The 23,430-nt window shown below is 64.5% G+C and carries 20 protein-coding genes and 2 riboswitches; of the genes, 19 read left to right on the top strand and 1 reads right to left on the bottom strand.

What is annotated here, in order from left to right:
- Positions 1 to 57 precede the first annotated feature (57 nt).
- The 19 genes from CXK91_RS01770 to CXK91_RS01680 all read left to right on the top strand — a co-directional run bounded on the left by CXK91_RS01770 (position 58) and on the right by CXK91_RS01680 (position 22,317).
- Complete coding sequence (locus CXK91_RS01770) at positions 58 to 1,527, top strand: methyl-accepting chemotaxis protein (protein ID WP_103454689.1); 1,470 nt, start codon at positions 58 to 60, stop codon at positions 1,525 to 1,527.
- A 206-nt stretch (positions 1,528 to 1,733) separates the two neighbouring features.
- Positions 1,734 to 1,833, top strand: a riboswitch (guanidine-I (ykkC/yxkD leader).
- Positions 1,834 to 2,001: 168 nt separating this feature from the next.
- Positions 2,002 to 2,817 (top strand): ABC transporter permease, encoded by an 816-nt coding sequence (locus CXK91_RS01765; RefSeq protein WP_103454688.1) that lies wholly within the window; start codon positions 2,002 to 2,004, stop codon positions 2,815 to 2,817.
- Positions 2,814 to 3,677 carry an ABC transporter ATP-binding protein gene (locus CXK91_RS01760; RefSeq protein ID WP_256055613.1) on the top strand — a complete coding sequence of 288 codons (864 nt, stop codon included), beginning with the start codon at positions 2,814 to 2,816 and terminating at the stop codon, positions 3,675 to 3,677. Before CXK91_RS01765 ends, CXK91_RS01760 begins: the two co-directional genes overlap by 4 nt.
- A gap of 1 nt (position 3,678) precedes the next feature.
- Entirely contained in the window at positions 3,679 to 4,407 is a 729-nt protein-coding gene (locus CXK91_RS01755) for an urea amidolyase associated protein UAAP1 (RefSeq protein WP_103454687.1), read from the top strand.
- Between the two features lie 13 nt (positions 4,408 to 4,420).
- Positions 4,421 to 5,056 carry an urea amidolyase associated protein UAAP2 gene (locus CXK91_RS01750; RefSeq protein WP_103454686.1) on the top strand — a complete coding sequence of 212 codons (636 nt, stop codon included), beginning with the start codon at positions 4,421 to 4,423 and terminating at the stop codon, positions 5,054 to 5,056.
- 273 nt (positions 5,057 to 5,329) lie between these two features.
- The gene (uca, locus tag CXK91_RS01745) at positions 5,330 to 9,034 is read left to right on the top strand and encodes an urea carboxylase (RefSeq protein ID WP_103454685.1); all 3,705 of its coding nucleotides are present in this window, start codon (positions 5,330 to 5,332) and stop codon (positions 9,032 to 9,034) included.
- A 711-nt stretch (positions 9,035 to 9,745) separates the two neighbouring features.
- Positions 9,746 to 11,548, top strand: coding sequence for an allophanate hydrolase (atzF, locus tag CXK91_RS01740; RefSeq protein WP_103454684.1), 1,803 nt, complete (start codon positions 9,746 to 9,748; stop codon positions 11,546 to 11,548).
- Positions 11,549 to 11,683: 135 nt separating this feature from the next.
- On the top strand, positions 11,684 to 12,655 hold the full coding sequence (locus CXK91_RS01735) for an aldo/keto reductase (protein WP_103454683.1): 972 nt from the start codon (positions 11,684 to 11,686) through the stop codon (positions 12,653 to 12,655).
- Positions 12,656 to 12,963: 308 nt separating this feature from the next.
- Positions 12,964 to 13,066, top strand: a riboswitch (guanidine-I (ykkC/yxkD leader).
- Positions 13,067 to 13,115: 49 nt separating this feature from the next.
- The gene (locus CXK91_RS01730) at positions 13,116 to 14,117 is read left to right on the top strand and encodes an ABC transporter substrate-binding protein (protein WP_103454682.1); all 1,002 of its coding nucleotides are present in this window, start codon (positions 13,116 to 13,118) and stop codon (positions 14,115 to 14,117) included.
- 44 nt (positions 14,118 to 14,161) lie between these two features.
- The gene (locus tag CXK91_RS01725) at positions 14,162 to 15,184 is read left to right on the top strand and encodes a fatty acid desaturase family protein (RefSeq protein WP_103454681.1); all 1,023 of its coding nucleotides are present in this window, start codon (positions 14,162 to 14,164) and stop codon (positions 15,182 to 15,184) included.
- Position 15,185: 1 nt separating this feature from the next.
- Complete coding sequence (locus CXK91_RS01720; RefSeq protein ID WP_103454680.1) at positions 15,186 to 15,974, top strand: SDR family NAD(P)-dependent oxidoreductase; 789 nt, start codon at positions 15,186 to 15,188, stop codon at positions 15,972 to 15,974.
- Complete coding sequence (locus tag CXK91_RS01715; RefSeq protein WP_103454679.1) at positions 15,974 to 16,729, top strand: SDR family NAD(P)-dependent oxidoreductase; 756 nt, start codon at positions 15,974 to 15,976, stop codon at positions 16,727 to 16,729. Before CXK91_RS01720 ends, CXK91_RS01715 begins: the two co-directional genes overlap by 1 nt.
- Entirely contained in the window at positions 16,726 to 17,610 is an 885-nt protein-coding gene (locus tag CXK91_RS01710; protein WP_103454678.1) for a DMT family transporter, read from the top strand. Before CXK91_RS01715 ends, CXK91_RS01710 begins: the two co-directional genes overlap by 4 nt.
- Positions 17,607 to 18,368 (top strand): creatininase, encoded by a 762-nt coding sequence (locus tag CXK91_RS01705; protein ID WP_103454677.1) that lies wholly within the window; start codon positions 17,607 to 17,609, stop codon positions 18,366 to 18,368. The genes CXK91_RS01710 and CXK91_RS01705 overlap by 4 nt, the downstream gene beginning before the upstream one ends.
- Positions 18,365 to 19,021, top strand: coding sequence for a cysteine hydrolase family protein (locus CXK91_RS01700; protein WP_103454676.1), 657 nt, complete (start codon positions 18,365 to 18,367; stop codon positions 19,019 to 19,021). Before CXK91_RS01705 ends, CXK91_RS01700 begins: the two co-directional genes overlap by 4 nt.
- A complete protein-coding gene (locus CXK91_RS01695; protein WP_103454675.1) occupies positions 19,018 to 19,800 on the top strand; it encodes an N-acyl homoserine lactonase family protein in 783 nt (260 codons plus the stop codon). The genes CXK91_RS01700 and CXK91_RS01695 overlap by 4 nt, the downstream gene beginning before the upstream one ends.
- Entirely contained in the window at positions 19,797 to 20,606 is an 810-nt protein-coding gene (locus CXK91_RS01690) for a hypothetical protein (RefSeq protein ID WP_103454674.1), read from the top strand. Before CXK91_RS01695 ends, CXK91_RS01690 begins: the two co-directional genes overlap by 4 nt.
- Complete coding sequence (locus tag CXK91_RS01685) at positions 20,603 to 21,475, top strand: ABC transporter permease (protein ID WP_256055607.1); 873 nt, start codon at positions 20,603 to 20,605, stop codon at positions 21,473 to 21,475. The genes CXK91_RS01690 and CXK91_RS01685 overlap by 4 nt, the downstream gene beginning before the upstream one ends.
- A 2-nt stretch (positions 21,476 to 21,477) precedes the next feature.
- Positions 21,478 to 22,317 carry an ABC transporter ATP-binding protein gene (locus CXK91_RS01680; RefSeq protein ID WP_181003897.1) on the top strand — a complete coding sequence of 280 codons (840 nt, stop codon included), beginning with the start codon at positions 21,478 to 21,480 and terminating at the stop codon, positions 22,315 to 22,317.
- A 32-nt stretch (positions 22,318 to 22,349) separates the two neighbouring features.
- Here the strand turns inward: CXK91_RS01680 and CXK91_RS01675 are convergent, their stop codons facing one another.
- On the bottom strand, positions 22,350 to 23,378 hold the full coding sequence (locus tag CXK91_RS01675; RefSeq protein WP_103454672.1) for an alpha/beta fold hydrolase: 1,029 nt from the start codon (positions 23,376 to 23,378) through the stop codon (positions 22,350 to 22,352).
- Positions 23,379 to 23,430 lie beyond the last annotated feature (52 nt).

The following is a 23,430-nucleotide window of genomic DNA, read 5'->3' as shown; positions in this document are numbered from 1 at the left end:
TCGCGCCGCATGCGTTCAACCGCTACGGCCACCTCCTAAATATGAAGAAGAGCAGTCATGGCCGTTTGGATTCGCGATCTGTCGCTCAAGTACAAATTCTGGGCGCTCAACATGGTGACCTTCGTCATCGCGTTGCTGTTGGTGCTCTATGCCGTACAGCTGGAGCAGAGTGCGCGCAGCGCCGATGCCCACTTAGCTGCCCAGGCGCGTGCTTCACTACTGGCAGCATGGCCCGAGTCCGCGGCGCTGCCGCAGGGCCCGGACCTAGCTGTGTTTCAGGCAGATCAGCGCGCCCAAGTCGAGGGCCAGGTCGTTGCCGATAACGGGTGGACCGCCCTCTCCTATGACCGATTGTTCGCCAGTAACCCGGTAGTGGGTGCGCAGACGATTGCCCGACCCGATGGCCAGAAGCTGGCTGTACTGGCCCGCGCGCCCAGCGTCATTCAAGTGCTGAGTGAGCATTTCTTCAGCTATGCCATGGCGGTTGCAGTGCTGATGCTCGGTCTGCTCGCCGCCTCGCAGCTACTCATCCGCTTTCTGCTCAGCCATCTCAATACACTCAAGGACGTCATGCTGCACGTCGAGCGCAGCGGCGATTTGCAGGCCCGCGTACCGCTGGAAAGCCGTGACGAAGTCGGCCAGATGGCCAGCGCATTCAATGCGATGCAAAACGGCTACCAACGTGTGGTCAGCACTGTCGCCCAAGCGGCCGCCCGCCTCGACGAAGGTGCAAGCCGCCTCGCCACGAGCATGAATGATGTGCACAAGGGCATGCGCGGCCAACAGGGCGAAACCGATCAGGCCGCAACGGCGATCAATGAAATGAGCGCCACGGTTCATCAGATCGCCGAACATGCACGCGAAACACGGGACCAATCGCAGAATGCCGATCGCCTCGCTGGCGACGGTCATCGGGTCGTAGGGCGGGTCCAGAAGTCCATCTCCAGCCTTTCCTTGGGCGTTCAGCAGACCGGTGAGATGATCGGCCAGCTCGCCGCAGACAGCCAGAAGATCAACAGCGTCGTCAACGTGATCCACAGCATCGCCGAACAGACCAACCTGCTGGCGCTCAACGCCGCCATCGAGGCTGCTCGTGCCGGTGAGCAGGGTCGCGGTTTCGCAGTGGTCGCCGACGAGGTGCGTAACCTTGCCAAGCGCGTACAGGACTCCACCGACGAAATCACCCAGATGATCTCCGGCCTGCAGGCCATGACCCGCGATGCCGTGGAGTTCATGCAGGAGAGTTCGCTCAAGGCCGACGACTGTGTGCGTGAAGCGCATGAGGCGGCCCAGGCGCTTGAAGCCATCGCCGGCGCCGTGGCGCAGATGCGCGAAAGCAACACGCAGATCGCCGTTGCTGCAGAACAGCAGAGCCAGGTCGCCGAAGAGCTCAATCGATCGGTTACCGGCATCCGCGATGTCACTGAACGAACCGTCGAACAAACCGTAAGCTCGGCCAGCACCAGCGCAGAACTGGCCGCGCTATCCAACGATTTGAGTCGGGCTATCGGCCAGCTCAAGCTCTAAGCCTTCATGCCCTATCGGCGTTGCGATCCAGCTTCGCCGTAGCGCGCTCGAAAAGCATGCACCGCTTCGAGCGCAGCCCCAAAACAGGGCAGCCACCGATTAGCAATCCTTTCGCGACGCCTATGGCGCGCGATTTCCGTGCATTGGCACCGCTCTTGCTTTGCATCTTGGCGTGCAAGAAAGCTGCTGCATCTGCAAAACAATTTGAAATAGCCGACTAGGGTTCCGACTCGTCAACACGAGTGGCTGGTCCGAGAGTTGGCGACCTCCAGTGAGGTTACACGGCGGGATAAAAGCCCGGGAGACAGCGTCATTGCCACGCAGCTCCTGCGCTATTCCCAACACTGGAGGGTTTGCCATGCTCCCGTTCGAACCGGCCCCGCCGTTCTGCGCCCTGTATACCGGGCTGTGCGCCACGCCTGAACCTCACGCCTATCGGTCTGTTACAGCCACCGTCATACGAGGTGCCTGTCCATGCGCCTGATAAACCGCACGCCTGGCCGCAGCGGCTGGTGGGCATTGGCGATCCTGCCGTTTGCCCTGCTCTTGGCGCTGTACCTGACCAACTCGGCCCAGCGCCTGGAGCTCAACCCGAACGACAAGCTGCTGCCCAGCTTCAGCCAGATGAGTGCAGCGATAGAGCGCCTCGCCTTCACCCCCGATAAACGCTCCGGCGATTACCTGTTCTGGCAGGACACCGCCTCCAGCCTAAAGCGCCTCGGCATCGGCCTCGCTATTGCGGCGGTAGCCGGACTATGCCTGGGCATCGCCGCCGGCACGCTGCCCCTGTTTAGCGCGCCGCTTTCGCCCTTGCTCACGGTGCTTTCGATGGTGCCGCCACTGGCGATTCTGCCAATCCTGTTCATTGTGTTCGGGCTGGGCGAGCTGTCCAAGGTGATGCTCATCGTCATCGGTATCACACCGATCCTGGCTCGTGACCTTGAACACCGAGCGCGAGAAATCCCCCGCGAACTGCTGATCAAGGCGCAAACCTTGGGTGCCAACACCTGGACGTTGATCCTGCGCCTGGTGCTGCCGCAGTTGATGCCGCGCCTGCTGATCAGCCTGCGGCTGGTGCTCGGTTCGGCCTGGCTGTTCCTCATTGCCGCTGAAGCCATCGCCTCCACCGATGGCCTGGGCTATCGCATCTTTCTCGTGCGTCGCTACATGGCGATGGACGTGATCCTGCCTTACGTCGCCTGGATTACCGCGCTGGCGTGGGCCATGGACTACCTGCTGCGGCGTCTGACACAGCTGCTGTTCCCCTGGTACGAAGGAGCCAAGGCATGAGCGATATAGACGCGAACACGCCCGTACCCGCGCGTCCGGAGCAGCGCGCCGCAGGCGAATCCAACACGTTTATCCAGGTAAAGAACGTCTGGCAGGAATACGGCGACCAGGTGGTACTGGAGCGTCTGAACCTGAACATCGTCGAAGGTGAATTTTGCACTCTGGTCGGTGCGTCCGGCTGTGGCAAGTCCACCTTTTTACGGCTGTTGCTTGGCCAGGAAACCCCCAGCCGTGGCGAGATTCTGCTGGACGGTCAGCCACTGGCTGACGAGCCGGACGCCAGCCGAGGCGTGGTTTTTCAGCGTTACTCGGTATTCCCACATCTGTCCGTGCTGAACAACGTCGCCCTTGGTCTCGAGCTGCCACACGCTCCGCTGCTGGGCCGCCTGCTCGGGCGCAACAAGCGCGATGCCCGCGAGCAGGCTGCACAGATGTTGCACAAGGTTGGCCTCGACCATGCCCTGGACAAGTATCCGGCGCAGCTCTCCGGCGGCATGCAGCAACGCCTCGCCATCGCCCAGGCACTGATCATGAAGCCACGCGTGCTACTGCTCGACGAGCCCTTCGGCGCGCTCGACCCAGGCATTCGCAAGGACATGCACGCGCTGCTGCTCGAGCTTTGGAGGGAAACCCGGCTGACGGTGTTCATGGTCACCCATGACCTCTCTGAGGGCTTCACCCTCGGCAGTCGGCTGCTGGTGTTCGACAAGCCACGCATCGATCCGCACGCCCCGGGTGCTTATGGCGCACGGGTGACCTACGACATTCCACTGCACGACAACCGCCACCTGCCCGACGGTGTCGCCAGTCTGCCGGCCGATCTCTGCGGCCCTTTCCGAACTGTCTATCAAGGAGCCTGACATGAGCGCTTCACTCGCGATCCGCCCCACGCTGTACGAGGAAACCATTCCCGGTGGCGGCCACACCTCCTTCGTCCTCAAGCGCGGCCAGCTGCTGCGTCTGACCGATCTCGAAGGCGGCGCCAACGTCAGCATCATGCTGCTCAATGCCAATGAGAAGAGCGAACGCCTCAACCTACCGGATACGCTCAAATGCCAACACACCGCCAAGCTCACCGCCGGCCACTGCCTGTACTCGGACATGGGTCGCGTACTCGCCGCCATCACGGCCGACACCTGCGGCTGGCACGATAGCTTCGGCGGCGTACTGAACGCCGACGAAGTGCGGGAAAGGTACGGCGAAGGCCGCTATCAGGAACTGCACAACGGCTTCTTTCGCAACGGCACCGACAACCTGCTGGTGGAAATGGGCAAGTGGAATCTGAACCTGCAGGACCTGCTGATGGTGCTCAATCTGTTCAGCCGGGTGGATGTGGACGCAGACGGTAGGTTTGCCTTTCACAGCGGCAACTCCAAGCCGGGCAGCTACGTCGAGCTGTATGCGCCGATGGATACCTTGGTGATCCTTACCGCCCTGCAGCACCCGCTCGACCCGAACCCGGTTTACGCACCAAAGCCTGTGCAGCTCAGCTGGCACAAGGTCGAGAGCGACGGTATCAGCGTGCTCTGCCGTACTTCGCGCCCGGAGAACGGCCGCGGCTTCCACAACACCGAACGACTCTACATCTGAGGAGGTTGCCGAGATGACCATCGTAGAAAGCAGCCTGCACCCCGAAACCGCTACATTCCGCCACCTGATTCCGGCCGGCGAGCCGTACCTGTTCGAAGTGAAGGCCGGGCAGACCCTGCGCCTGTTGGATGTTGAGGGCAACCAGGCCATCGATACGCTTTTCTTCAGCGCGAAGAACCCGCGCGAACGCTTCGACCCGCAGCGCACCCTGCGCCGGCAGAACAAGGTCTACCTAACCGCCGGGACCGTTCTCTACTCCAATCTGGGCCACCCATTACTGACCATCACGGCCGACACCTGCGGGCGCCACGACACCCTGGGCGGCGCCTGCGCCCAGGAAAGCAACGTGGTGCGCTATGCGCTGGACAAGCGCTACATGCACAGCTGCCGCGACAACTTTCTGCGCGCCAGCCTGCACGACGGTCGCCTGGAGAAGCGCGACATAGGCGCCAACATCAACTTCTTCATGAACGTGCCGGTCACGCCTGACGGCGGGTTGACCTTCGAGGACGGCCTCTCCGCACCCGGCAAATATGTCGAACTGCGCGCCGAGATGGACGTGATCGTACTGATCTCAAATTGCCCCCAGCTGAACAACCCGTGCAACGGCTGGAACCCGACACCTGCCCAGGTGCTGGTATGGGACTGATGCGGTTGTTGCGCCGCTACCTGCTGCCGCTGCTGCAGGCGCGTGCCGGGCAGCTACCAGTAGCAGGCGCGTCGCAAGAGCAAGGCGCGAATGACCGTCGCGCAGCCCGGCATCATCCGTAGGGTGGGCTTCAAGCCCGCAGCCACACATTAATACGCAATGGTTGGCTAAAGCAGAACGCCGCCAGGCCCACCGACAAACGCCACCCCCCGGACGGCCGGGGGCGACGAAGAAATAAAGCGGGACGGCCCGCCTCCCCGTGAGGGATTGAAGATGTTCAGCAAACTCCTTATCGCCAACCGCGGTGCCATCAGCTGCCGCATCCTGCGCACGCTGCGCGCCCTGAACGTGAAAGGCGTCGCCGTCTATTCCGAGGCCGACGCCGCCAGCTTGCATATCCAACAGGCCGCCGAGTCGCACAGCCTGGGCGAAGGCCCGGCCTCGAGCACCTACCTGGTGGTGGAAAAAATTCTTGCCGTGGCCCGGGAAACCGGTGTGCAAGCAATCCACCCCGGCTACGGCTTTCTCTCGGAGAACGCCGCCTTTGCCGAAGCCTGCGAGGCCGCGGGTATCGCCTTCGTCGGCCCGACGCCTGAGCAACTGCGCGTATTCGGCCTCAAGCACACCGCCCGCGCCCTGGCCAAGCAGCACGGCGTGCCGATGCTCGAGGGCACCGAGTTGCTGGCAGACCTTGAGGCTGCGCTGATCGCCGGCGAGCAGGTCGGCTACCCGGTGATGCTGAAAAGCACCGCTGGCGGTGGTGGCATCGGCATGCGTGTGTGCAACAGCGCCGCCGAACTGAGCGAAGCCTTCGACGCAGTCAAACGCCTGGGGCAGAACAACTTCAGCGACAGCGGCGTGTTTATCGAAAAATACATCCAGCGCGCTCGCCACCTGGAAGTGCAGGTGTTCGGCGACGGTGCCGGCGAGGTGATTGCCCTCGGGGTGCGTGACTGCTCGGTGCAGCGGCGCAACCAGAAGGTGCTGGAAGAAACCCCGGCGCCAAATCTGCCGGCCGGCATGGCCGAGGCGCTGTGCGACGCGGCGATCAGGCTGTCCAAGGCCGTCAGCTACCGCAGCGCCGGTACTGTCGAATTCGTCTACGACACCGAGGCCGAGCGCTTCTACTTTCTCGAAGTGAACACCCGCTTGCAGGTGGAGCATGGCGTTACCGAGCAGGTGTGGGGGGTGGACCTGGTGCGCTGGATGATCGAGCTGGCTGCCGGTGACTTGCCTCCGCTGATCGAGCTGGCCAAGGATCTGAAGCCTAACGGCCATTCGATTCAATCGCGCCTGTATGCCGAAGACCCCGGCCGCGATTTCCAGCCGAGTCCCGGCCTGCTCACAGCGGTGAACTTCCCGTCAGCAGATGGCAAGACCCTGCGTATCGACACCTGGGTTGAAGCGGGCTGCGAGATCCCGCCCTACTTCGACCCGATGATTGCAAAGCTCATAACCTGGGCGCCAAGTCGCGAACAGGCGCGCCTGGCATTGGATGCCGCCCTCGGCGACACGCTGCTCTATGGCGTGGAAACCAACCGCGCTTACCTCCGGCAAATCCTGACCTTTGAACCTTTCGTCAATGGCACGCCATGGACCCGTTGCCTCGAAGGCCTGACCTACAAGGCCAACACCTTCGAGGTGATAAGCGGCGGCACTCAGACTACCGTGCAGGACTTTCCTGGCCGCCTCGGCTACTGGGCGGTGGGAGTGCCGCCGTCCGGACCGATGGACAGCCGCGCCCTGCGCCTGGGCAATGCCCTGTTGGGCAATCCGGGTGGTGCCGCAGGTCTGGAAATCACCATGAGCGGGCCGAGCCTGCGCTTCAACACCGATGCGGTGGTGGCAGTCACCGGCGCCGAGATCACGCTGAAGCTCGACGATGTCATGCAGCCGATGTACACCGCGATCCTGGTGAAAGCCGGTAGCACCCTGGCTATCGGCACCATTGCCGGTGCCGGCGCGCGCAGCTATCTCAGCATACGTGGCGGCATTCAGCTGCCGGATTACCTGGGCAGCAAAAGTACCTTCACTCTCGGCCAGTTCGGCGGCCACGGCGGCCGCGCGCTGCGTGCGGGCGACGTGCTGCATCTGAGCGAACTGACCGACAGCTCGGCGGGGGCCAGCCTGCCGCTGGAACTCTGCGAAGTGCTGCCGGCGGTGCGCGAGCTACGAGTGATCTACGGCCCGCATGGCGCGCCGGAGTACTTTACCGAGGGCTACATCAAGACGTTCTTCAGTACCCACTGGGAAGTGCACTTCAACTCCAGCCGTACCGGCGTGCGCCTGATCGGTCCCAAGCCCGAATGGGTGCGCGAGAGCGGCGGCGAAGCCGGTTTGCATCCATCGAACATCCACGACAACCCCTACGCCATCGGCGCGGTCGATTTCACAGGGGACATGCCGGTGATCCTCGGCCCGGACGGCCCGAGCCTGGGGGGGTTTGTCTGTCCGGTGACCATTATCGAGGCCGACCTGTGGCAGCTCGGGCAGCTTAAGGCAGGGGATAAAGTGCGCTTTGTCCCGGTGGATATCGCCACAGCGCGGGAGCTGGCAAGAGCCCGGCGCGAAGAGTGCACGCTTGTCTCCCCTCTCCCTCCGGGAGAGGGGCCGGGGCGGCCCGCGATCGGGGTGAGGGCTGTTTCAACCGACAGCAAAAGCCCCTCACCCCAGCCCTCTCCCGGGGGGAGAGGGGGCATTTACGCGCAGTCTGCGGAATATGCGCTCACCTCCCCCATCGTCCTCGACATCGGCTCTGATGACACTCGTCTGGTAGCCCGCCTCGCCGGCGACACTCACGTGCTACTGGAAATCGGTGCCCCAGAGTTGGATCTGGTGCTGCGCTTTCGCGCCCACGCGCTGATGCAGGCGCTGGAGACGAAAGCGCTGGATGGCGTGATCGACCTCACACCCGGGATTCGCTCGCTGCAGGTCCACTACCAGCCTGACATTCTGCCGCTTGCTCGCCTGCTGGCCGAAGTGATTGGCCAGTGGGATGCCGTTTGCCACGCCGAGAACCTGACGGTGCCCTCGCGCATCGTTCATCTGCCCCTGTCCTGGGACGATCCTGCCTGCCAGTTGGCGATCGAGAAGTACATGACGACCGTGCGCAGGGATGCTCCCTGGTGCCCGAGCAACTTGGAATTCATCCGCCGCATCAATGATCTGCCGAACCTCGACGAGGTTTACCGCACCGTGTTCGACGCCAGTTATCTGGTGATGGGCCTCGGCGATGTATACCTCGGCGCCCCCGTCGCCACTCCACTGGACCCGCGTCATCGGCTGGTCACCACCAAGTACAACCCGGCGCGCACCTGGACGGCCGAAAACTCGGTGGGCATTGGCGGCGCCTACATGTGCGTCTACGGCATGGAGGGCCCCGGCGGCTACCAGTTCGTCGGCCGCACGCTGCAGATGTGGAACCGCTATCGCGAAGTCGCCGCATTCGACGGCAAGCCATGGCTGCTGCGCTTTTTCGACCAGATTCGCTTCTATCCGGTCAGCGCCGAGGAACTGTTGAAGATTCGCCGCGACTTTCCGTTGGGCCGCTACCCGCTGAAGATCGAGGAGACCGAGCTGTGCCTCTCGGACTATCAGGACTTCCTGGCCAGGGAAGCCGACAGCATCGAGGCGTTCCGCAGCCAGCAGCGCGCAGCCTTCGACGCCGAGCGCCAGCGCTGGATCGAATCCGGCCAGGCGCATTTCGAAAGCGAGGAAATCGTCGCCGATCTGGGCGAAGACACACCGCTCGGCGCCGGCCAGCACGGCATTGACAGCCATATCGCCGGAAATCTCTGGCAAGTGTCGGTGGCCGAGGGTGCGCGGGTCGAGGCCGGCGACGTGCTGGTGATCCTCGAGAGCATGAAGATGGAGATCCCGCTCACCGCCCCGGTCGCCGGGGTGGTGATGGACGTCCGTGTGCAGCCCGGTTCGCCGGTGCGCGCAGGCCAGCGGGTAGTGGTGATCGAGGAGGTCTGAGAACTGTGGTCTTTGCCCACCATTTCCCCCCTCACCCTAGCCCTCTCCCTCAGGGAGAGGGGACCGGTTCGGCGCGGGTTCGGGATCTGGACATCGACGCTGTTCACGCATTGCCATGAGCCGCGCACCGAAATCCTGGCCTCATACGAAAGCAACGCCGGACCACACGACCATCAGCAACACCGAACCAACCCTCGCACCTTTGGGGAGACGGCCGGGATGAAGGGAACAGACCCAACCAAATCCCTCGCCACGACACACACCACAGGCGCCGGACTAACAGCACCAAAGCAACGCCAAACCACAAGACCACCGGCAACACCGAACCAACCCTCGCACCTTTGGGGAGACGGCCGGGATGAGGGGAACAGACCCATCCAAATCCCTCGCCACGACACACATCGCAGGCGCCGGACTAACAGCACCAAAGCAACGCCAGACCACAAGACCACCAGCAACACCGAACTGACTCTCGCACCTTTGGAGAGACGGCCGGAATGAGGGGAACAGGCCAAATCCCTCGCCACGACACACACCACAGGCGCCGGACTAACAGCACCAAAACAACGCCAGACCACATAGCCATCAGCAACACCGAACCAACCCCCTCGCCCCTTTGGGGAGAGGGCTGGGGTGAGGGGAAAGAGGCGCTAGCCAAACCTTCATCCCAACCGCCCGAACAGACTAGGCCCGCCACAGAGGAAGCCAACCATGACGACCAATTTCGATCTGCGCCTCAACACGTTGCGCGCTGCCTATGAAGCAGGCACCACGACCCCGCGCCAGCTGATCCTCGAGCTACACGCCAAGGCCGCCGAACTGAACGGCGAATTCAACGCCTTTATCCACCTGCTGAGCGTCGAAGAACTCGAACCCTTCATCGCAGCCCTGGATGACAAAACCTCCGCCGAACTCCCGCTCTACGGCATCCCGTTCGCCATCAAGGACAACATCGATCTGGCCGGCATCCCCACCACCGCCGCATGCCCAGCCTTCGCCTACACCCCTGAAACCAGCGCCACCATCGTCGAGCAGCTGATTGCGCTGGGTGCAATACCACTCGGCAAAACCAACCTCGATCAGTTCGCCACCGGCCTCAACGGCACCCGCTCGCCCTATGGCGAGTGCCGCAACAGCGTGCACCCCGACTATCCCTCCGGTGGCTCCAGCGCCGGCTCATCCTTGGCCGTGGCGCTGGGCCTGTGCACCTTTGCGCTGGGCACCGACACCGCCGGCTCCGGCCGCGTTCCGGCTGCGCTGAACAACCTGGTGGGGCTGAAAGCCAGCAAGGGCCTGATCTCCACCGCCGGCGTCGTCCCCGCCTGCCGTACGCTGGACTGCGTGACCTTCTTCACTACCACCGCCTCTGAAGCCAGTCAGTTGCTGGCGCTGACCGCCAGGCTCGACCCTCGGGACGAGTACAGCCGCGCCAACCCACTTTGGAACGACGGCTCAGCGTTTGGTCAGGTGAAGTCCTTTCGCTTCGGTGTGCCAAAGCAGCTCGAATTTCTCGGCTGCCCGGAAAGCCCGTCGCTATTCGCCACCACCATTGAGCATCTCAAGGCCATTGGTGGCGAGCCGGTGGAAGTGGACTTTTCGCCGTTCCTCGAGGCCGCGCGCCTGCTCTACGAAGGGCCCTGGGTCGCCGAGCGCTATAGTGTCGCCGGCGCGCTGATCGAGCAGCAGCCCGATGCCGTGCTGCCGGTGATAAAAGCGGTATTGGAAAAGGCGCCGGGTACCACCGCCGTGCAGCTGTTCCAGGCCCAATATCGCCTGCAGCAGCTGACGGCCATCTGCGACCGGATCATGGCCGAGGTCGATTGCGTACTCACACCCGCCTACCCGCGCCCGGTCACTCTTGCCGAGCTGCATGCTGAACCAGTCAAGCGCAACTCGGACCTGGGCTACTACACCAACTTCATGAACATGCTGGACTACGCCGCGGTGGCGGTGCCGGCCGCCGTCATGCAGAACGGCCTGCCCTGGGGCGTGACACTGTTCGGCCGGGCGTTCACCGACCAGTACCTGTTGAGCCTGGCCGACGCGCTACAGCGCCAGACCGAGCTGAAGCTGATCAGCGGCAACGCACTCGACATGCCAGCACCACAGAACCCGGCTCGCAACGACCGCGCCCGCGTGGTGGTCTGCGGTGCGCACCTGGACGGCCTGCCGCTGAACTGGCAGCTCAGGCTGCGCGGCGGCCTGCTGCTGGAAACCACCCGCAGCTCGCCGGACTACAAGCTCTACGCCCTGGCCGGCGGCCCGCCGCTGCGCCCGGGCATGGTTCGCGTCACCGAAGGCGGAGCGGCTGTCGAGGTGGAGGTCTGGGAGTTGCCCAGCGCGGAGCTCGGTTCCTTTCTCACAGGCATTCCGGCACCCCTCGGCCTAGGCAAGGTGCAACTGGCCGATGGCCGTTGGGAGACGGGCTTCATCTGCGAGCCCTACGGCCTGGAGGGATCGCAGGACATCACCGAGCTGGGCGGCTGGCGCGCCTATTTGAAGTGCCGCGGCTGAGGCAGACGAGAATCGACGGGGTTGCGCTGTAGCCATCCCGTCGCATCGTCGGAACATCCAGCGCCGGGCCGACCTCGGATGCAGAGCCACGCCGACTCCGGTCGGCACCATCTGCATCCGAAGGAGGAGTACTCCATGCGTATCACCCTGCCACGCATTGGCCTCGGCGGCGCACCGCTGGGCAACATGTTCCATCCGCTCAGCGAAGAAACTGCCGACGCCACCCTCAAGGCCGCCTGGGACGCCGGCTTTCGCTATTACGACGTGTCGCCACACTATGGCGCAGGGCTGGCCGAGCAGCGCTTCGGTCGCCTGCTCAGCGGCAAGCCACGCGATGAATACGTGCTAAGTACCAAGGTCGGGCGACTGCTGCACCCGGCCGCCCAGCCGGAGAATGCCAAGCCTTTCGTCGACGAACTGCCCAACAAGCGTGTCCCCGACTACTCGGCCGACGGCGCGCGACGCTCTATCGAAGACAGCCTGGAGCGCATGGGCGTTGATCGCCTCGACGTGGTGTTCATCCACGACGTGTCCGAGGATCAATGGGGCCCGCAGTGGAAGGAGTACTTCCAACAAGCGATGAACGGCGCGGCTAAGGCCCTGACGCAATTGCGCGATGAGGGTGTGATTCGCGGCTGGGGTCTGGGTGTCAATCTGGTCGAACCGTGCCGCATGGCACTTGAGCAGAGCGATCCGAACGTGTTCCTGCTGGCCGGTCGCTATTCGCTGCTGGAGCACGACGAAGCGCTGGATACGCTGTTTCCGACCTGCCATGAGCGGGGTGTCGGCATCGTCGTTGGCGGCCCATTCAATTCCGGCGTGCTGGCCGGCGGCGAGCATTACGAGTACGACCAGATCCCGGCGCACATCAGCGAGCGTAGGAAGCAGCTGAACGCGGTTGCCGAGCGCTGCGGCGTGGACCTGCGCGCCGCAGCGCTGCACTTTTGCCTGGCCAACCCGGTTGTGGCCTCGATCATCCCCGGTACAGCGAACCCCGAGCGGCCGAAGCAGTACATGGACTATTTCAATACTCAGGTTCCCAGCGAGTTCTGGCAGACGCTCAAGCGCGATGGACTGCTCCGCGAGGATGCGCCAGTACCGACCTGATTTGATTCACGTCCCCGACGGCTCCCGCATCAGCGTTTTGTGGGAGCGCCTTGAGGATGCTGTGCCTTCCTCGCCAATAACCTACCACCACAGCCTTGCTCCGCACTATCGCGGAGCAAGGCTCCCCATTTGAGAGCAGCGAAGTTCAAGCCGAGCAAACGCTCTACTGCCGTTTCGTACGGCAACTTCTTGAATAGACGGCGCTTTTGCTTCGAGCAGCGCAGCTGGCACGCAACCTGCTGTAGAGCTAATGAACGGGATGAGTCGCCACCGGCACTCATGACGCTTGGCACAAACACAGGAGCAGCTTCAAGGAGAACTAGGGTTCCGGCTCACAGGGAGTGGGCGCTGGTCCGAGAGTTCTCCGGTCCCAGGGACGGGACTACACGGAGGGATAAAAGCCCGGGAGACGCGATGTCATCCCGTGCCTTGTCATTCCAATGTGTAGGGAAATCACGCCATGTCCACACTGCGCTCGCTGAACAAGACCCTTCTCGCCGCCGGCCTGGCCGTCGCGACATTGTTTTCACCGCTGGCCAGCCAGGCCGCCGAAAAGCTGAAGATCGGCACTGTGGTCTGGGCCGGCTATGGCCCCTTCTACGTCGCCGACAAGAAAGACCTATTCAAGCCCCACGGCCTGGATGTGGACCTGCAGTTCTTCAACGACCCTGCGCTGATTCCCACCGCCATGCTTAGCCGCGCACTGGACGGCGGCATGCTCACCTACGACCAGGTGGTGGCCTCGGTCGCCAAGGGCTTGAAGCACCGGGTGGTCATGCCCATCGACTTCTCCAACGGCGGTGACGCCATCGTCGCCGACGCCTCGATCCAGACCGTTGCCGACTTCAAGGGCAAGAAGGTCGGCTTCAACCCGCTCTCACCATCGGACTTTCTGCTGGCCTATGCGCTGCAGCAGAACGGCATGAGCGACAAGGACATCAACGCCGTCAACATGACCCCGGAAGGCATTCCCGGCGCCATGGCCTCGGGCAACCTGCCGATTGGTGTGACCTATGAGCCCAATGTCTCGCAGATCCTTTCCATGGGCGGCGGCGACAAGTTCAGGGTGGTCTATTCGTCCAAGGACGCCCCCGGCCTGATCACCGACGTGCTGGTCTTCGACGAGGCGGTGATCACCAAGAAGCCCGCCGCCATCAAGGCAATGATCCAGGGCTATCTCGACGGCCTGGCCTACATGCAGGCGCACCCCGAGGAGTCGGCAAAGATCATCGGCGAGGTGCTTGGCGTCAGCGCCGAAGAAGCCGTCGAGCAGATGGCCGGCGCCTACAACATCCCGCTCGCGGAGATGGGCAAGAGCTTCAGCCCAGGCGACGACACCCATTCCTTCCATGGCAGCGGCGCGATCATCGCCAAGCTGCTCAAGGACAACGGGCAGATCCCAACCATCCCGGATTTCAGCCAGACCTACGACGCCCAATTCACCGAAGCGCTCGCCCAGTAAGCCGACGCCGGGCGGGCCGTCGCCCGCCTGTGCTGGAGAAGACCATGACTGCGAAACCTCTGTACCGCTACGCCGATGGCCGCGTGCCCAACACGCTGGCGATCCTCTATACCGCTCTTGCCTACGGCGGCGGCCTGGCCCTGCTGTTCGCCGCCAATGGTTGGCTGAACGCACTGGGCACGTTGCTGCTGGCCCACGGCATGATCATCGCCGCTTACCTGATTCACGAATTCGCCCACGGCGCGATCTTCAGCGTGCCCAAGCACAACGAATGGGCCGGCAACGTCTGCAGTTGGTTGTGCGGCAGCTGCTACGCCGAGTTTCAGGACCTGCGCAAGAAACACATGCGCCATCACGTCGACCGCGCCGACGTGATCACCTTCGACAGCAAGGCCTTTCTCAAGGCACGCCCGCTGTGGTTCCAGAAGCTGGTGCTGGCGCTGGAATGGGCCTATGTGCCGGCGGTGGAACTGATCATGCATTTCTACGTGATCGCCCTGCCCTTCATTACCGACAACGACAAGCACCGCGCCCGCCGTGGCAAGGTCGCTGCTGTGCTGGCCGTTCGCACACTGCTCTTCGCCGGGCTTGCCGCGCTCTCGCTGAAGGCCGTGCTGCTGTACGCCGTGGCATGGATGATCATGCTCAGCGTGCTGCGCTTCGCCGATGCCTATCAGCACACCTACGAGGCCTTCGCCGTGCTGGAAGATGGCGGCAAGCTGCCGGAGGACAAACGCCGCGACCGCAGCTACGAGCAGCAGAACACCTACAGCAACGTGGTTTCCGAGCGCTGGCCGGCGCTGAACCTGCTGCTGCTCAACTTTTCCTTCCACAACGCCCACCACGAAAAGCCCGTGGCGCCCTGGTATCGCCTGCCCAAGCTGCACGCCGAGCTGTACGGCAGCACCTACAACCAGGTCATCCCGATGCGCAAGCTGCTCGGCAGTTTCCACCGCTACCGCGTGCGCCGTGTGCTGGACGATGACTACGGTGTGGTCAGCGAAGGGCCGCACAAGGCCGACAACTTCTACGGCGCCGTGGGCGTCTCCTTCCTGACGGCGGTGTGACATGCACAAGGCACTGGATTACCGCGGCCGCTGCGTGGTCATCACCGGCGCCGCCGGTGGCATCGGTCGTGGCCTGGCGCAGAGTTTCGCCGCCGCCGGAGCCACACTGGAGCTGCTCGACCGTGACGCCGACGCCCTCGCCCGGCTCGTCGACGAACTCGCTGGCGAGACGCCGCTGCAATGCACCGCACTGGACCTCGGCGACCGCCAGGCGGTGCAGCGCTACGCCGATGACCTCGCCTGTCGAGGCCTGAGCGCCGATGTGCTGGTCAACAACGCCGGCGTCGAATACGCCACGCCGCTGGGCGAGTGCAGCTTCGAGGCCGATCAGCGCTGGTCGACCCTGCTGGAGAACAACGTCGGCTCCATGCAGCGCCTGACCCGCGCCCTGCTACCGCGCCTGCGTGCCGGCGCCAGTGTGATCAATCAGGCCTCGATCTGGGGCCTGAAAGGCGTGCCGGGTTTTTCCGCCTATGTCGCCAGCAAACACGCGGTGGTCGGCCTGACCCGCTCGCTGGCCTGGGAACTGGGCCCGCGGCGCATCCGCGTCAATGCGGTGTGTCCCGGCTGGATCGGCACCGATGCGGCGATGCGCTCGCTGCAGGTGATGGCCGACGCCAACGGCCGCAGCGACAGCGCCGAGCTGGCGGCGATCCTCGCCAACCAGGCCATTCCGGAGCTGCTGACGCCCGCGGACCTGGGCGGCACCTTTCTGTTCCTCGGCTCACCGCTGGCCGCCGCCCTGACCGGCCAGGCGCTGTCGGTCAGCCACGGCGAGGTGATGCACTGATGGCTGCCATCTTTACCGGGCAGACCGCTCTGGTCACCGGCGCGGCGAGCGGTATCGGCCGTGCCACCGCCCTTGCGCTCGCAACCGAGGGCGCGCGGGTGTGGATCAACCATCGCGACCAACACGACCTGGCGGAACGATTGGGCGAGCAGATCATCGCCAACGGCGGCGACGCCTGCACGACCCAGGCGGATGTCAGTGACCCGGCTGCGGTCGCAGCGATGTTCGAGACCATCGAGGCGCACGGGCCGCTCGATCTGCTGGTCAACAACGCTGGGGTGATCCTGGAAAAGCCCTTTCTCGAGACCAGCGAGGCGGACTGGGCAAGAGTGCTGGGCGTCGACCTGGGCGGTGTTTACCGCTGCTGTCGCCATGCGCTGGCGCAAATGCAGCCGCGGCGCAGCGGCGCCATCGTCAATGTCGCCTCGGACCTCGGCTTTCTCGGCCGCGAGCAGTACGCCGCCTACTGCACGGCCAAGGCCGGGGTGATCGGCCTGACCCGTTCGCTGGCGCGCGAATTCGCCGCCGACGGCATTCGCGTCAATGGCGTCGCCCCCGGCCCCATCGCCACGGCAATGGTCAGCCCGGAGCACATGAGTGATGAGTGGATGGCCAAGGAGCTGGCGATCCCCATGGCGCGTCTGGGCACGCCGGAGGAAGTCGCGGCGGCCATCGTCTTCCTGCTTTCGCCGCAGGCGAGCTATTTCACCGGACAGCTGCTCGGGCCCAATGGCGGCTCTTGGATGGGCGCATGAACAGCCTGATGCCGCAGGGCATGCTGATCGGTGGCGCCGTCATGTGGGGGCTTGGCTGGCTACCGCTGCAGTTCTTCGCCGCCCGTGGCCTGGCTGGTATGCCGCTGGTGCTGCTGACCTATTCGCTGCTCAGCCTCCTGGCTGTGCCGGTGCTCTGGCAGCAGCGACGGCAGTGGGCCAGCCAGTATCGCCAGGTGCTCACCATGGGTCTGTGCGGCGGCTGGGCCACCGCGGCACTGGTTACCGCCCTGGCCGACGGCAACGTGGTGCGGGTGATGCTGCTGTTCTATCTGGCGCCGGTGTGGGCGATGGTCGGCGGCTGGCTGCTGCTCGGCGAACGCCTCAGCGGCACGCGGCTGTTCGCCCTGGGCCTGGCGATGCTCGGTATCGGCCTGACCCTCGGCATCACGGGTGAAGCCCTGGATGCGCCAGGCGCGAATGACTGGCTGGCGCTTTCCGCCGGCCTTGCCTTCAGCCTCAACAACCTGGCCACCCGCGCCGCTGACCGGGTGCCGCTGGCGAGTAAGGCACTGGTCAGTTTCATCGGCAGCGCGCTGCTCGGTGGGCTGTTCTGCCTACTGTTTCGTCAGTCGATACCAACGCTGGATCTGACCCTGACCTGGCAGATCGCCCTGCTGGCGCTCGGCTGGCTGATCAGCATGGCCGCCGTGCAGTACGGCCTCACTCATCTTGAGGCCGGCCGCGCCGCGGTGCTGGTGGTGTTCGAGCTGATCGCCGCGGTGCTGTCGTCCGCCTGGTTCGGCAACCACGCCATCGGCCCGAACGAATGGCTCGGTGCCGCCCTGATCACCACCGCCGCGCTGATCGCCGGCTGGCCGGAACGTCCCCTCCCCATCGCGACTAGGAGCACCTGCGCATGACCGTGCACATGGATCAACTGAGCTGGGTCGACTATGAACTCCGCATCGGCGAAGGCGCCGTGGTCTTCCTGCCCTGCGGCGCCACCGAGCAGCATGGCCCGCACCTGCCGCTGGGCACCGACGCGCTGCTGGCCAGCGCGATCAGCGCCGACGTGGCGGCACGGGTCGGCGGGCTGGTCGCGCCTGCGCTGTCCTACGGCTACAAATCGCAACCGAAATGCGGCGGCGGTCAGCATTTCTGCGGTACCACCAGCCTGGATGGCGCGACCTTGAGCGCACTGGTGCGCGACGCCGTACGGGAGTTCCACCGCCACGGCGCGCGCCGCCTGGTGCTGGTGCTCGGCCATTACGAGAACCAGTGGTTCGTCGCCGAGGGCATCCAGCTGGCGCTGCGCGACCTCGGGCCGGACGCAGGGCTGGAGGTGATGCGCCTGGAGCACTGGGATTTCTGCCGCGAGCAGACCCTGACCGATGTCTTCCCCGATGGATTCCCCGGCTTCGCTCTGGAGCATGCTGCGGTGATCGAGACCTCGCTAATGCTGCACTTCCATCCGCAACTGGTGGCGCTGGAGAAAATTCCGGACGACGCCCCAGCGGACTTCCCGCCCTACGACATGTATCCCACCCGCATCGAGTGGGTGCCACCTTCCGGCGTGCTGTCCTCGGCCAAAGGCTCCAGCGCGGCGAAAGGCCAGCGGCTGGCCGAAGATATCGTCGACGGCATCACCGCCGCGGTGTGCAAGGAGTTTGCCCTGTGAGCCTGGCGACGAACCTGAACCCCGGGCGCACGGCGCTGCTGGTGATCGACATGCAGCGCGACTTCTGCGCCCTGGGCGGCTACGCCGACCAGGCCGGCATGGACGTCAGCCGCCTGCGCGCACCGATCCCGGCAATCCAGGCGCTGCTGGATCGCGCCCGCGGGCTGGGCATGCTGGTGGTGCACACCCGTGAAGGCCATCGTCCGGATCTTTCCGACCTGCCCGACCCCAAACGCCGCCGTGCCGAAGCGACCGGCGCCCTCATCGGCAGCGTCGGCCCCCTCGGCCGCCTGCTGGTGCGTGGCGAATTCGGCCACGACCTGATCGACGAACTGCAGCCGCGCGCTGGCGAGCCGGTGATCGACAAACCCGGCTACAGCGCCTTTGCCCACACCGATCTGGAGCTGATCCTGCGCCGCCGCGGCATCGAGCAGCTGATCCTGACCGGCGTGACCACCGAGGTCTGCGTGTCCTCGACGCTGCGCCAGGCCATCGATCTCGGTTTCGACTGCCTGACCGTCAGCGATGCCTGCGCCTCGTCCGACCCGCAACTGCATGCGGCTGCGCTGGCGATGATCGAGGTCGAAGGCGGGCTGTTCGGCAGCGTGACCGACAGCGCCAGCCTGCTCCAGCGCCTGGAGCGCGCCGCATGACCGATGTGCTGAAACTCTGGCCGCTGCTGACCGCCACGCATCGCTACGACAAGTCGATTTCCACCCGCAATTGCGGCCAGGGCACGCTGATCGACGCGCCGATCCTCGCTTTCCTAATCGAAACCCGACAGGGTCGCGTGCTGTTCGACGTCGGCTGCGACTACGCCAAGCTCAGCGATCCGCTACTGCGGGCACGCTGGTTCGATCCGGTGGAGTTTCCAATGGGGCCGCCCGAGATGACCGAGGAGCAGCGACTACCCGCTCACCTCGCCCGACACGGGCTTTCACCCGCCGATATCGATCTCGTGTTCCTCAGTCATCTGCATTTCGATCATGCCGGCGGCCTGTGCGAGTTGTGCGGCTGCGACGTGCATGTGCATGAAGCGGAACTCGCCGCCGCCCGCGCCCAGGCGGACGACGCCTACTTCGCCGATGACTTTGCAGGCGAGCATCACTGGAAGCTGCAGGGCGACGAATACGAGCTGCTGCCCGGACTGCGCGCCATCAATACACCTGGGCACACCGCCGGCCACATGTCGCTGCTTATCGAACTGCCGCACGGCAAGCCGGTGATTCTCGCCGGGGATGCTGCGGACCTGAGCGAGAACCTGGTCGACGAAGTCGCGCCCGGACTGTGCTGGCAGGACCGCGAAGATCTGGCGCTGGCCAGCATTCGCAAGCTCAAGGACACCGCTTCCGAGACCGACGCCGCGATCTGGCCGAATCACGACATGGCCTTCTGGCGCACTCTCAAACGCTTTCCGGAGTACCACGCATGAAGAGCGTTCCCGATGCCTATCTCGGCGTGTGGCGCCGACGCCTGCTGACCACCACGGCCGGCTTGCGTGACGAAACCAGCGAGGTGTACTGGCTGCAGACCCCCAGCCTGCACGCCGACCTGCGCCTGCCGCGGCCGCAAGCGCTGCCGCCGGCAGCTTCGCTGGAAACCTGCAGCCACGCCCAGCAGTTGGCCCTGAGCGAACAGGCCGGTTTCGCCGGCGTTACCGAGGTCAACGGCGATATCTGCCAGTGGCATCGGCTGATCGACTTCCAGCCGCCGGGCGGGCCGGCGGATATCGGCCTGATGCACTTCGAAACCCCGGAGCGCCTGCTGGAAGACGGGCTGGACGGCAGCTACCACGAAGTCTGGCAACGCCTGCCCGAATCCGCTGGCGTTAACTGGGGCCTCTGGTTGCGTGCAGCCGGGCAGCCTGCCCGCCAGGCCTGCCTGCTGGTAGCCGGCGATTACTTCCTGTTCGCCGCCGATCGTCCGCTGCCCCTTTCAACAGGCAACAAGCATCTACGCGACCAACTGGGCGCCGTTGATCCCGCCCTGCGCCCGCAGCTGCTGGCATTCGAACTGTCCTTCGGCCGCCATCGCAACGGTGCCACGCCCTGGCAGATCAGCCATTCGACACTACCGGGTCGTGTCGGTGATGCGCTGCTGTCCAGCTATTGGCGCTTCGCCAATCCGGCCAGCCTGCCCAACGAAGACCTGGCACGACTGGGCCGCTATGCGCCGAGCGGCGGCTGGCAGCGTGCCGAGCATCCCGTTACCAGCACGCCCCTGGAGGTGCCCGCATGACTGCGCAGATCACCATCGCAACGCCCAGCGTCGAGCAGCCGAGCCGGGAAAAGCCCGCCGTAGCGACAACACAGGCCGTTCGCAAAAGCGGCTTCTGGCGCATTCGCGGCGAGTTATCCCGACGCAGCGCCTGGCTGTTGACCGGCGCCGGGCTGAGCCTGCCCTTCGTCGTCTGGTGGCTGTGGACAGCCCTCGGTCTGGCCGACCCCATGTTCATGCCCAGCCCCGGCGCCGTGCTCGAACGCATCGGCCGCTGGTGGACCAGCGAGGGGCTGCTGGGGGACATCGGCATCAGCGTCTGGCGGGTCATGGCGGGCTTCGGCGCCTCGGCGCTGATCGCCCTACCGCTGGGGCTGTACATCGGCACCTACCGGCCGGTGCAGGCCTTCCTGGAACCACTCACCGACTTTATCCGCTACATGCCGGCGGTGGCGTTCATTCCGCTGGTGATGCTGTGGGTCGGTATCGACGAAGGTTCAAAGGTATTGATCATCTTCATCGGCACCTTTTTCCAGATGGTGCTGATGGTTGCCGAGGACGTGCGGCGCGTGCCCATGGCACAGATCGAGGCGGCGCAGACCATGGGCGCCAACCGCGGCGAAATCGTCAAGCTGGTGATCCTGCCGTCGGCCAAACCGGCGCTGCTCGACACCCTGCGTATCACCTGTGGCTGGGCCTGGACCTATCTGGTGGTGGCCGAACTGGTTGCGGCCAATTCCGGTCTCGGTTACGCCATCCTCAAGGCACAGCGCTACATGCACACTGACAAGATCTTCGCCGGCATCCTGCTGATCGGCCTGATCGGCCTGCTCACTGACCAGGCCTTCCGCTGGCTGCACCGCCGCTCCTTCCCCTGGATGAGGAAATGACCATGTCCGATGCCAAGATTCGTATCCGCCAGGTTGGCAAGACCTTCGTCAGCGAGCAGCGCGAGGTGCAGGCGCTGCAATCGATCGACCTGGATATCCAGCCCAACGAGTTCGTCACCTTCGTCGGCGCGTCGGGCTGCGGCAAGTCCACCCTGCTGCGCATCATTGCCGGGCTGGAGACACTGAGCCGCGGCGAGATCCTGCTCGACGGCAAGCCCATCGACGGCCCTGGCGTCGACCGCGCCATGGTCTTCCAGCACTACAGCCTCTACCCCTGGCTGAGGGTGATGCAAAACATCAAGTTCTGCCGTCAGCTCAAGGTGATCGGCGACACCGTGCGCCATGACGGCGACGTGGAGTCGGCCGCAGGCCGCGCCGACGCCCTGCTCAACTTGATGGGCCTGACGCGCTTCGCCGATGCCTATCCCAGCCAGCTCTCCGGCGGCATGCAGCAGCGCGTCGCCATCGCCCGCGCCTTGATGCCCAAACCTGCGACGCTGCTGATGGACGAGCCCTTCGGCGCGCTGGATGCTCAGACGCGGGAGGTGATGCACGACCTGATTCGCCATGTGCACCGGCTGGAAAAGAGCACGATCCTGTTCGTCACCCACGACGTCGAGGAAGCCATCTATCTCGGCAGCCGCATCGTGCTGATGGCGCCGAGGCCCGGGCGCATCGACTCGATCTACGACGTGCCACTGCCGGCCCAGCGCAACCAGGACATGAAGCTCGCGCCGGAATTCACCGCACTCAAGCGCGAGATTCTCGCGCGCATTCGGGAAACCTCCGGTATGCAGACTGATCTCGAACAGCTGCAGAAGCTGAGCGCCGTGGCAGGCTGATCAGCCTGCCATCCGGCCTGAGCGCTGCCGATTCAGCGCCCTGCCTCCAGCAGCTCCGCCATCGCAGCAAATACCTGCTGCATGGCCGCCGCACTGCGCCCGGGTCCACCGGCGCAATGGCCCCAATCCGACTCCAGCACTCGAAGTTCTGCGTTTGGCATCAGTGATGCCTCACGACGCGCATCCTCGACGGTGAAGTACAGGTCTGTGCTGCCGGGCATGACGATGGCGCGCGCCTTGATGAGCCCTAGCGCCTCCGCCAGCGAGTCCTTCCCGAAACTGCGGGCCGGGTCGGCCGATTGCCAGGTATGCAGCACACAAAGCAGGTCGTTGGCATCCTGCTCCAGATGATCCCGCTCCCAGTAATCGAGCAGCTCCTCAAGACTGGCAAAGCCCAGTTCGCGCCACAGCTCGCGACGAAAGAACGCCTGTGAATATGCCCATCCGGCATAGGCGCGGCCAAAGGCACGCAAGCCGCGTTCCGGCGGAGTGTCATAGCGCCCGCCTTGCCAGGCCGCGTCGGCACGGAGGGCCGCCTTTACACCCTCTAGAAATACCTGATTGTGCGGCCAACAGCGCGCCGTGCAGCAGAACGGCAGGATGGCGCGCACCCGCTCGGGATAGGCCATCGCCCAGAACAGCGTCTGCATGCCGCCCATGGACCAGCCTGCCACCAGCGCGAGCTGCCAGTCATTGCCGTACAGCCGATCGAGCAAGGCCTTCTGCGCACGGATATTGTCCAGCAGACTCACCCGCGGAAACTGCGCAGCTTCCTGCCCAGGCGCAGCATTGCTAGGCGAAGTTGACCAGCCCGCGCCCAGCAGGTTGGTGAGTACGATGCAGTAGTCACCACTTGCCAGCGGCCCATCTGCACCAAGCAGGGGCAGGCTGCCCCAATGTGTGCCGCCGTAGTAGCTCGGAATCAGCACCAGGTTGTCCCGTGCACGGTTCGGCGTACCCACCACCTGATAGCAAAGGCGCGCGTTGCGTAGACGCTCACCGTTGTCCAGGCGCATTTCACCCAGCGCGAAAAGCTTCTTTTCCCTTTTTATTTCAAGCATCTGTGTGACTCCGGCATCGACGAAACGGGGCGAGGCGGCGCCAGCGGTGACC

The organism is Stutzerimonas stutzeri (assembly GCF_002909485.1).
Lineage (GTDB): Bacteria > Pseudomonadota > Gammaproteobacteria > Pseudomonadales > Pseudomonadaceae > Stutzerimonas > Stutzerimonas stutzeri_AH.
This window is presented reverse-complemented; position numbering and strand designations above follow the sequence as displayed.

Excerpts from the sequence above, each read along its gene's own strand:
- CXK91_RS01770 (WP_103454689.1), top strand. The coding sequence starts at position 58 with ATGGCCGTTTGGATTCGCGATCTGTCGCTCAAGTACAAATTCTGGGCG.
- CXK91_RS01765 (WP_103454688.1), top strand. The coding sequence starts at position 2,002 with ATGCGCCTGATAAACCGCACGCCTGGCCGCAGCGGCTGGTGGGCATTG.
- CXK91_RS01760 (WP_256055613.1), top strand. The coding sequence starts at position 2,814 with ATGAGCGATATAGACGCGAACACGCCCGTACCCGCGCGTCCGGAGCAG.
- CXK91_RS01755 (WP_103454687.1), top strand. The coding sequence starts at position 3,679 with ATGAGCGCTTCACTCGCGATCCGCCCCACGCTGTACGAGGAAACCATT.
- CXK91_RS01750 (WP_103454686.1), top strand. The coding sequence starts at position 4,421 with ATGACCATCGTAGAAAGCAGCCTGCACCCCGAAACCGCTACATTCCGC.
- uca (WP_103454685.1), top strand. The coding sequence starts at position 5,330 with ATGTTCAGCAAACTCCTTATCGCCAACCGCGGTGCCATCAGCTGCCGC.
- atzF (WP_103454684.1), top strand. The coding sequence starts at position 9,746 with ATGACGACCAATTTCGATCTGCGCCTCAACACGTTGCGCGCTGCCTAT.
- CXK91_RS01735 (WP_103454683.1), top strand. The coding sequence starts at position 11,684 with ATGCGTATCACCCTGCCACGCATTGGCCTCGGCGGCGCACCGCTGGGC.
- CXK91_RS01730 (WP_103454682.1), top strand. The coding sequence starts at position 13,116 with ATGTCCACACTGCGCTCGCTGAACAAGACCCTTCTCGCCGCCGGCCTG.
- CXK91_RS01725 (WP_103454681.1), top strand. The coding sequence starts at position 14,162 with ATGACTGCGAAACCTCTGTACCGCTACGCCGATGGCCGCGTGCCCAAC.
- CXK91_RS01720 (WP_103454680.1), top strand. The coding sequence starts at position 15,186 with ATGCACAAGGCACTGGATTACCGCGGCCGCTGCGTGGTCATCACCGGC.
- CXK91_RS01715 (WP_103454679.1), top strand. The coding sequence starts at position 15,974 with ATGGCTGCCATCTTTACCGGGCAGACCGCTCTGGTCACCGGCGCGGCG.
- CXK91_RS01710 (WP_103454678.1), top strand. The coding sequence starts at position 16,726 with ATGAACAGCCTGATGCCGCAGGGCATGCTGATCGGTGGCGCCGTCATG.
- CXK91_RS01705 (WP_103454677.1), top strand. The coding sequence starts at position 17,607 with ATGACCGTGCACATGGATCAACTGAGCTGGGTCGACTATGAACTCCGC.
- CXK91_RS01695 (WP_103454675.1), top strand. The coding sequence starts at position 19,018 with ATGACCGATGTGCTGAAACTCTGGCCGCTGCTGACCGCCACGCATCGC.
- CXK91_RS01690 (WP_103454674.1), top strand. The coding sequence starts at position 19,797 with ATGAAGAGCGTTCCCGATGCCTATCTCGGCGTGTGGCGCCGACGCCTG.
- CXK91_RS01685 (WP_256055607.1), top strand. The coding sequence starts at position 20,603 with ATGACTGCGCAGATCACCATCGCAACGCCCAGCGTCGAGCAGCCGAGC.
- CXK91_RS01680 (WP_181003897.1), top strand. The coding sequence starts at position 21,478 with ATGTCCGATGCCAAGATTCGTATCCGCCAGGTTGGCAAGACCTTCGTC.
- CXK91_RS01675 (WP_103454672.1), bottom strand. The coding sequence starts at position 23,378 with ATGCTTGAAATAAAAAGGGAAAAGAAGCTTTTCGCGCTGGGTGAAATG.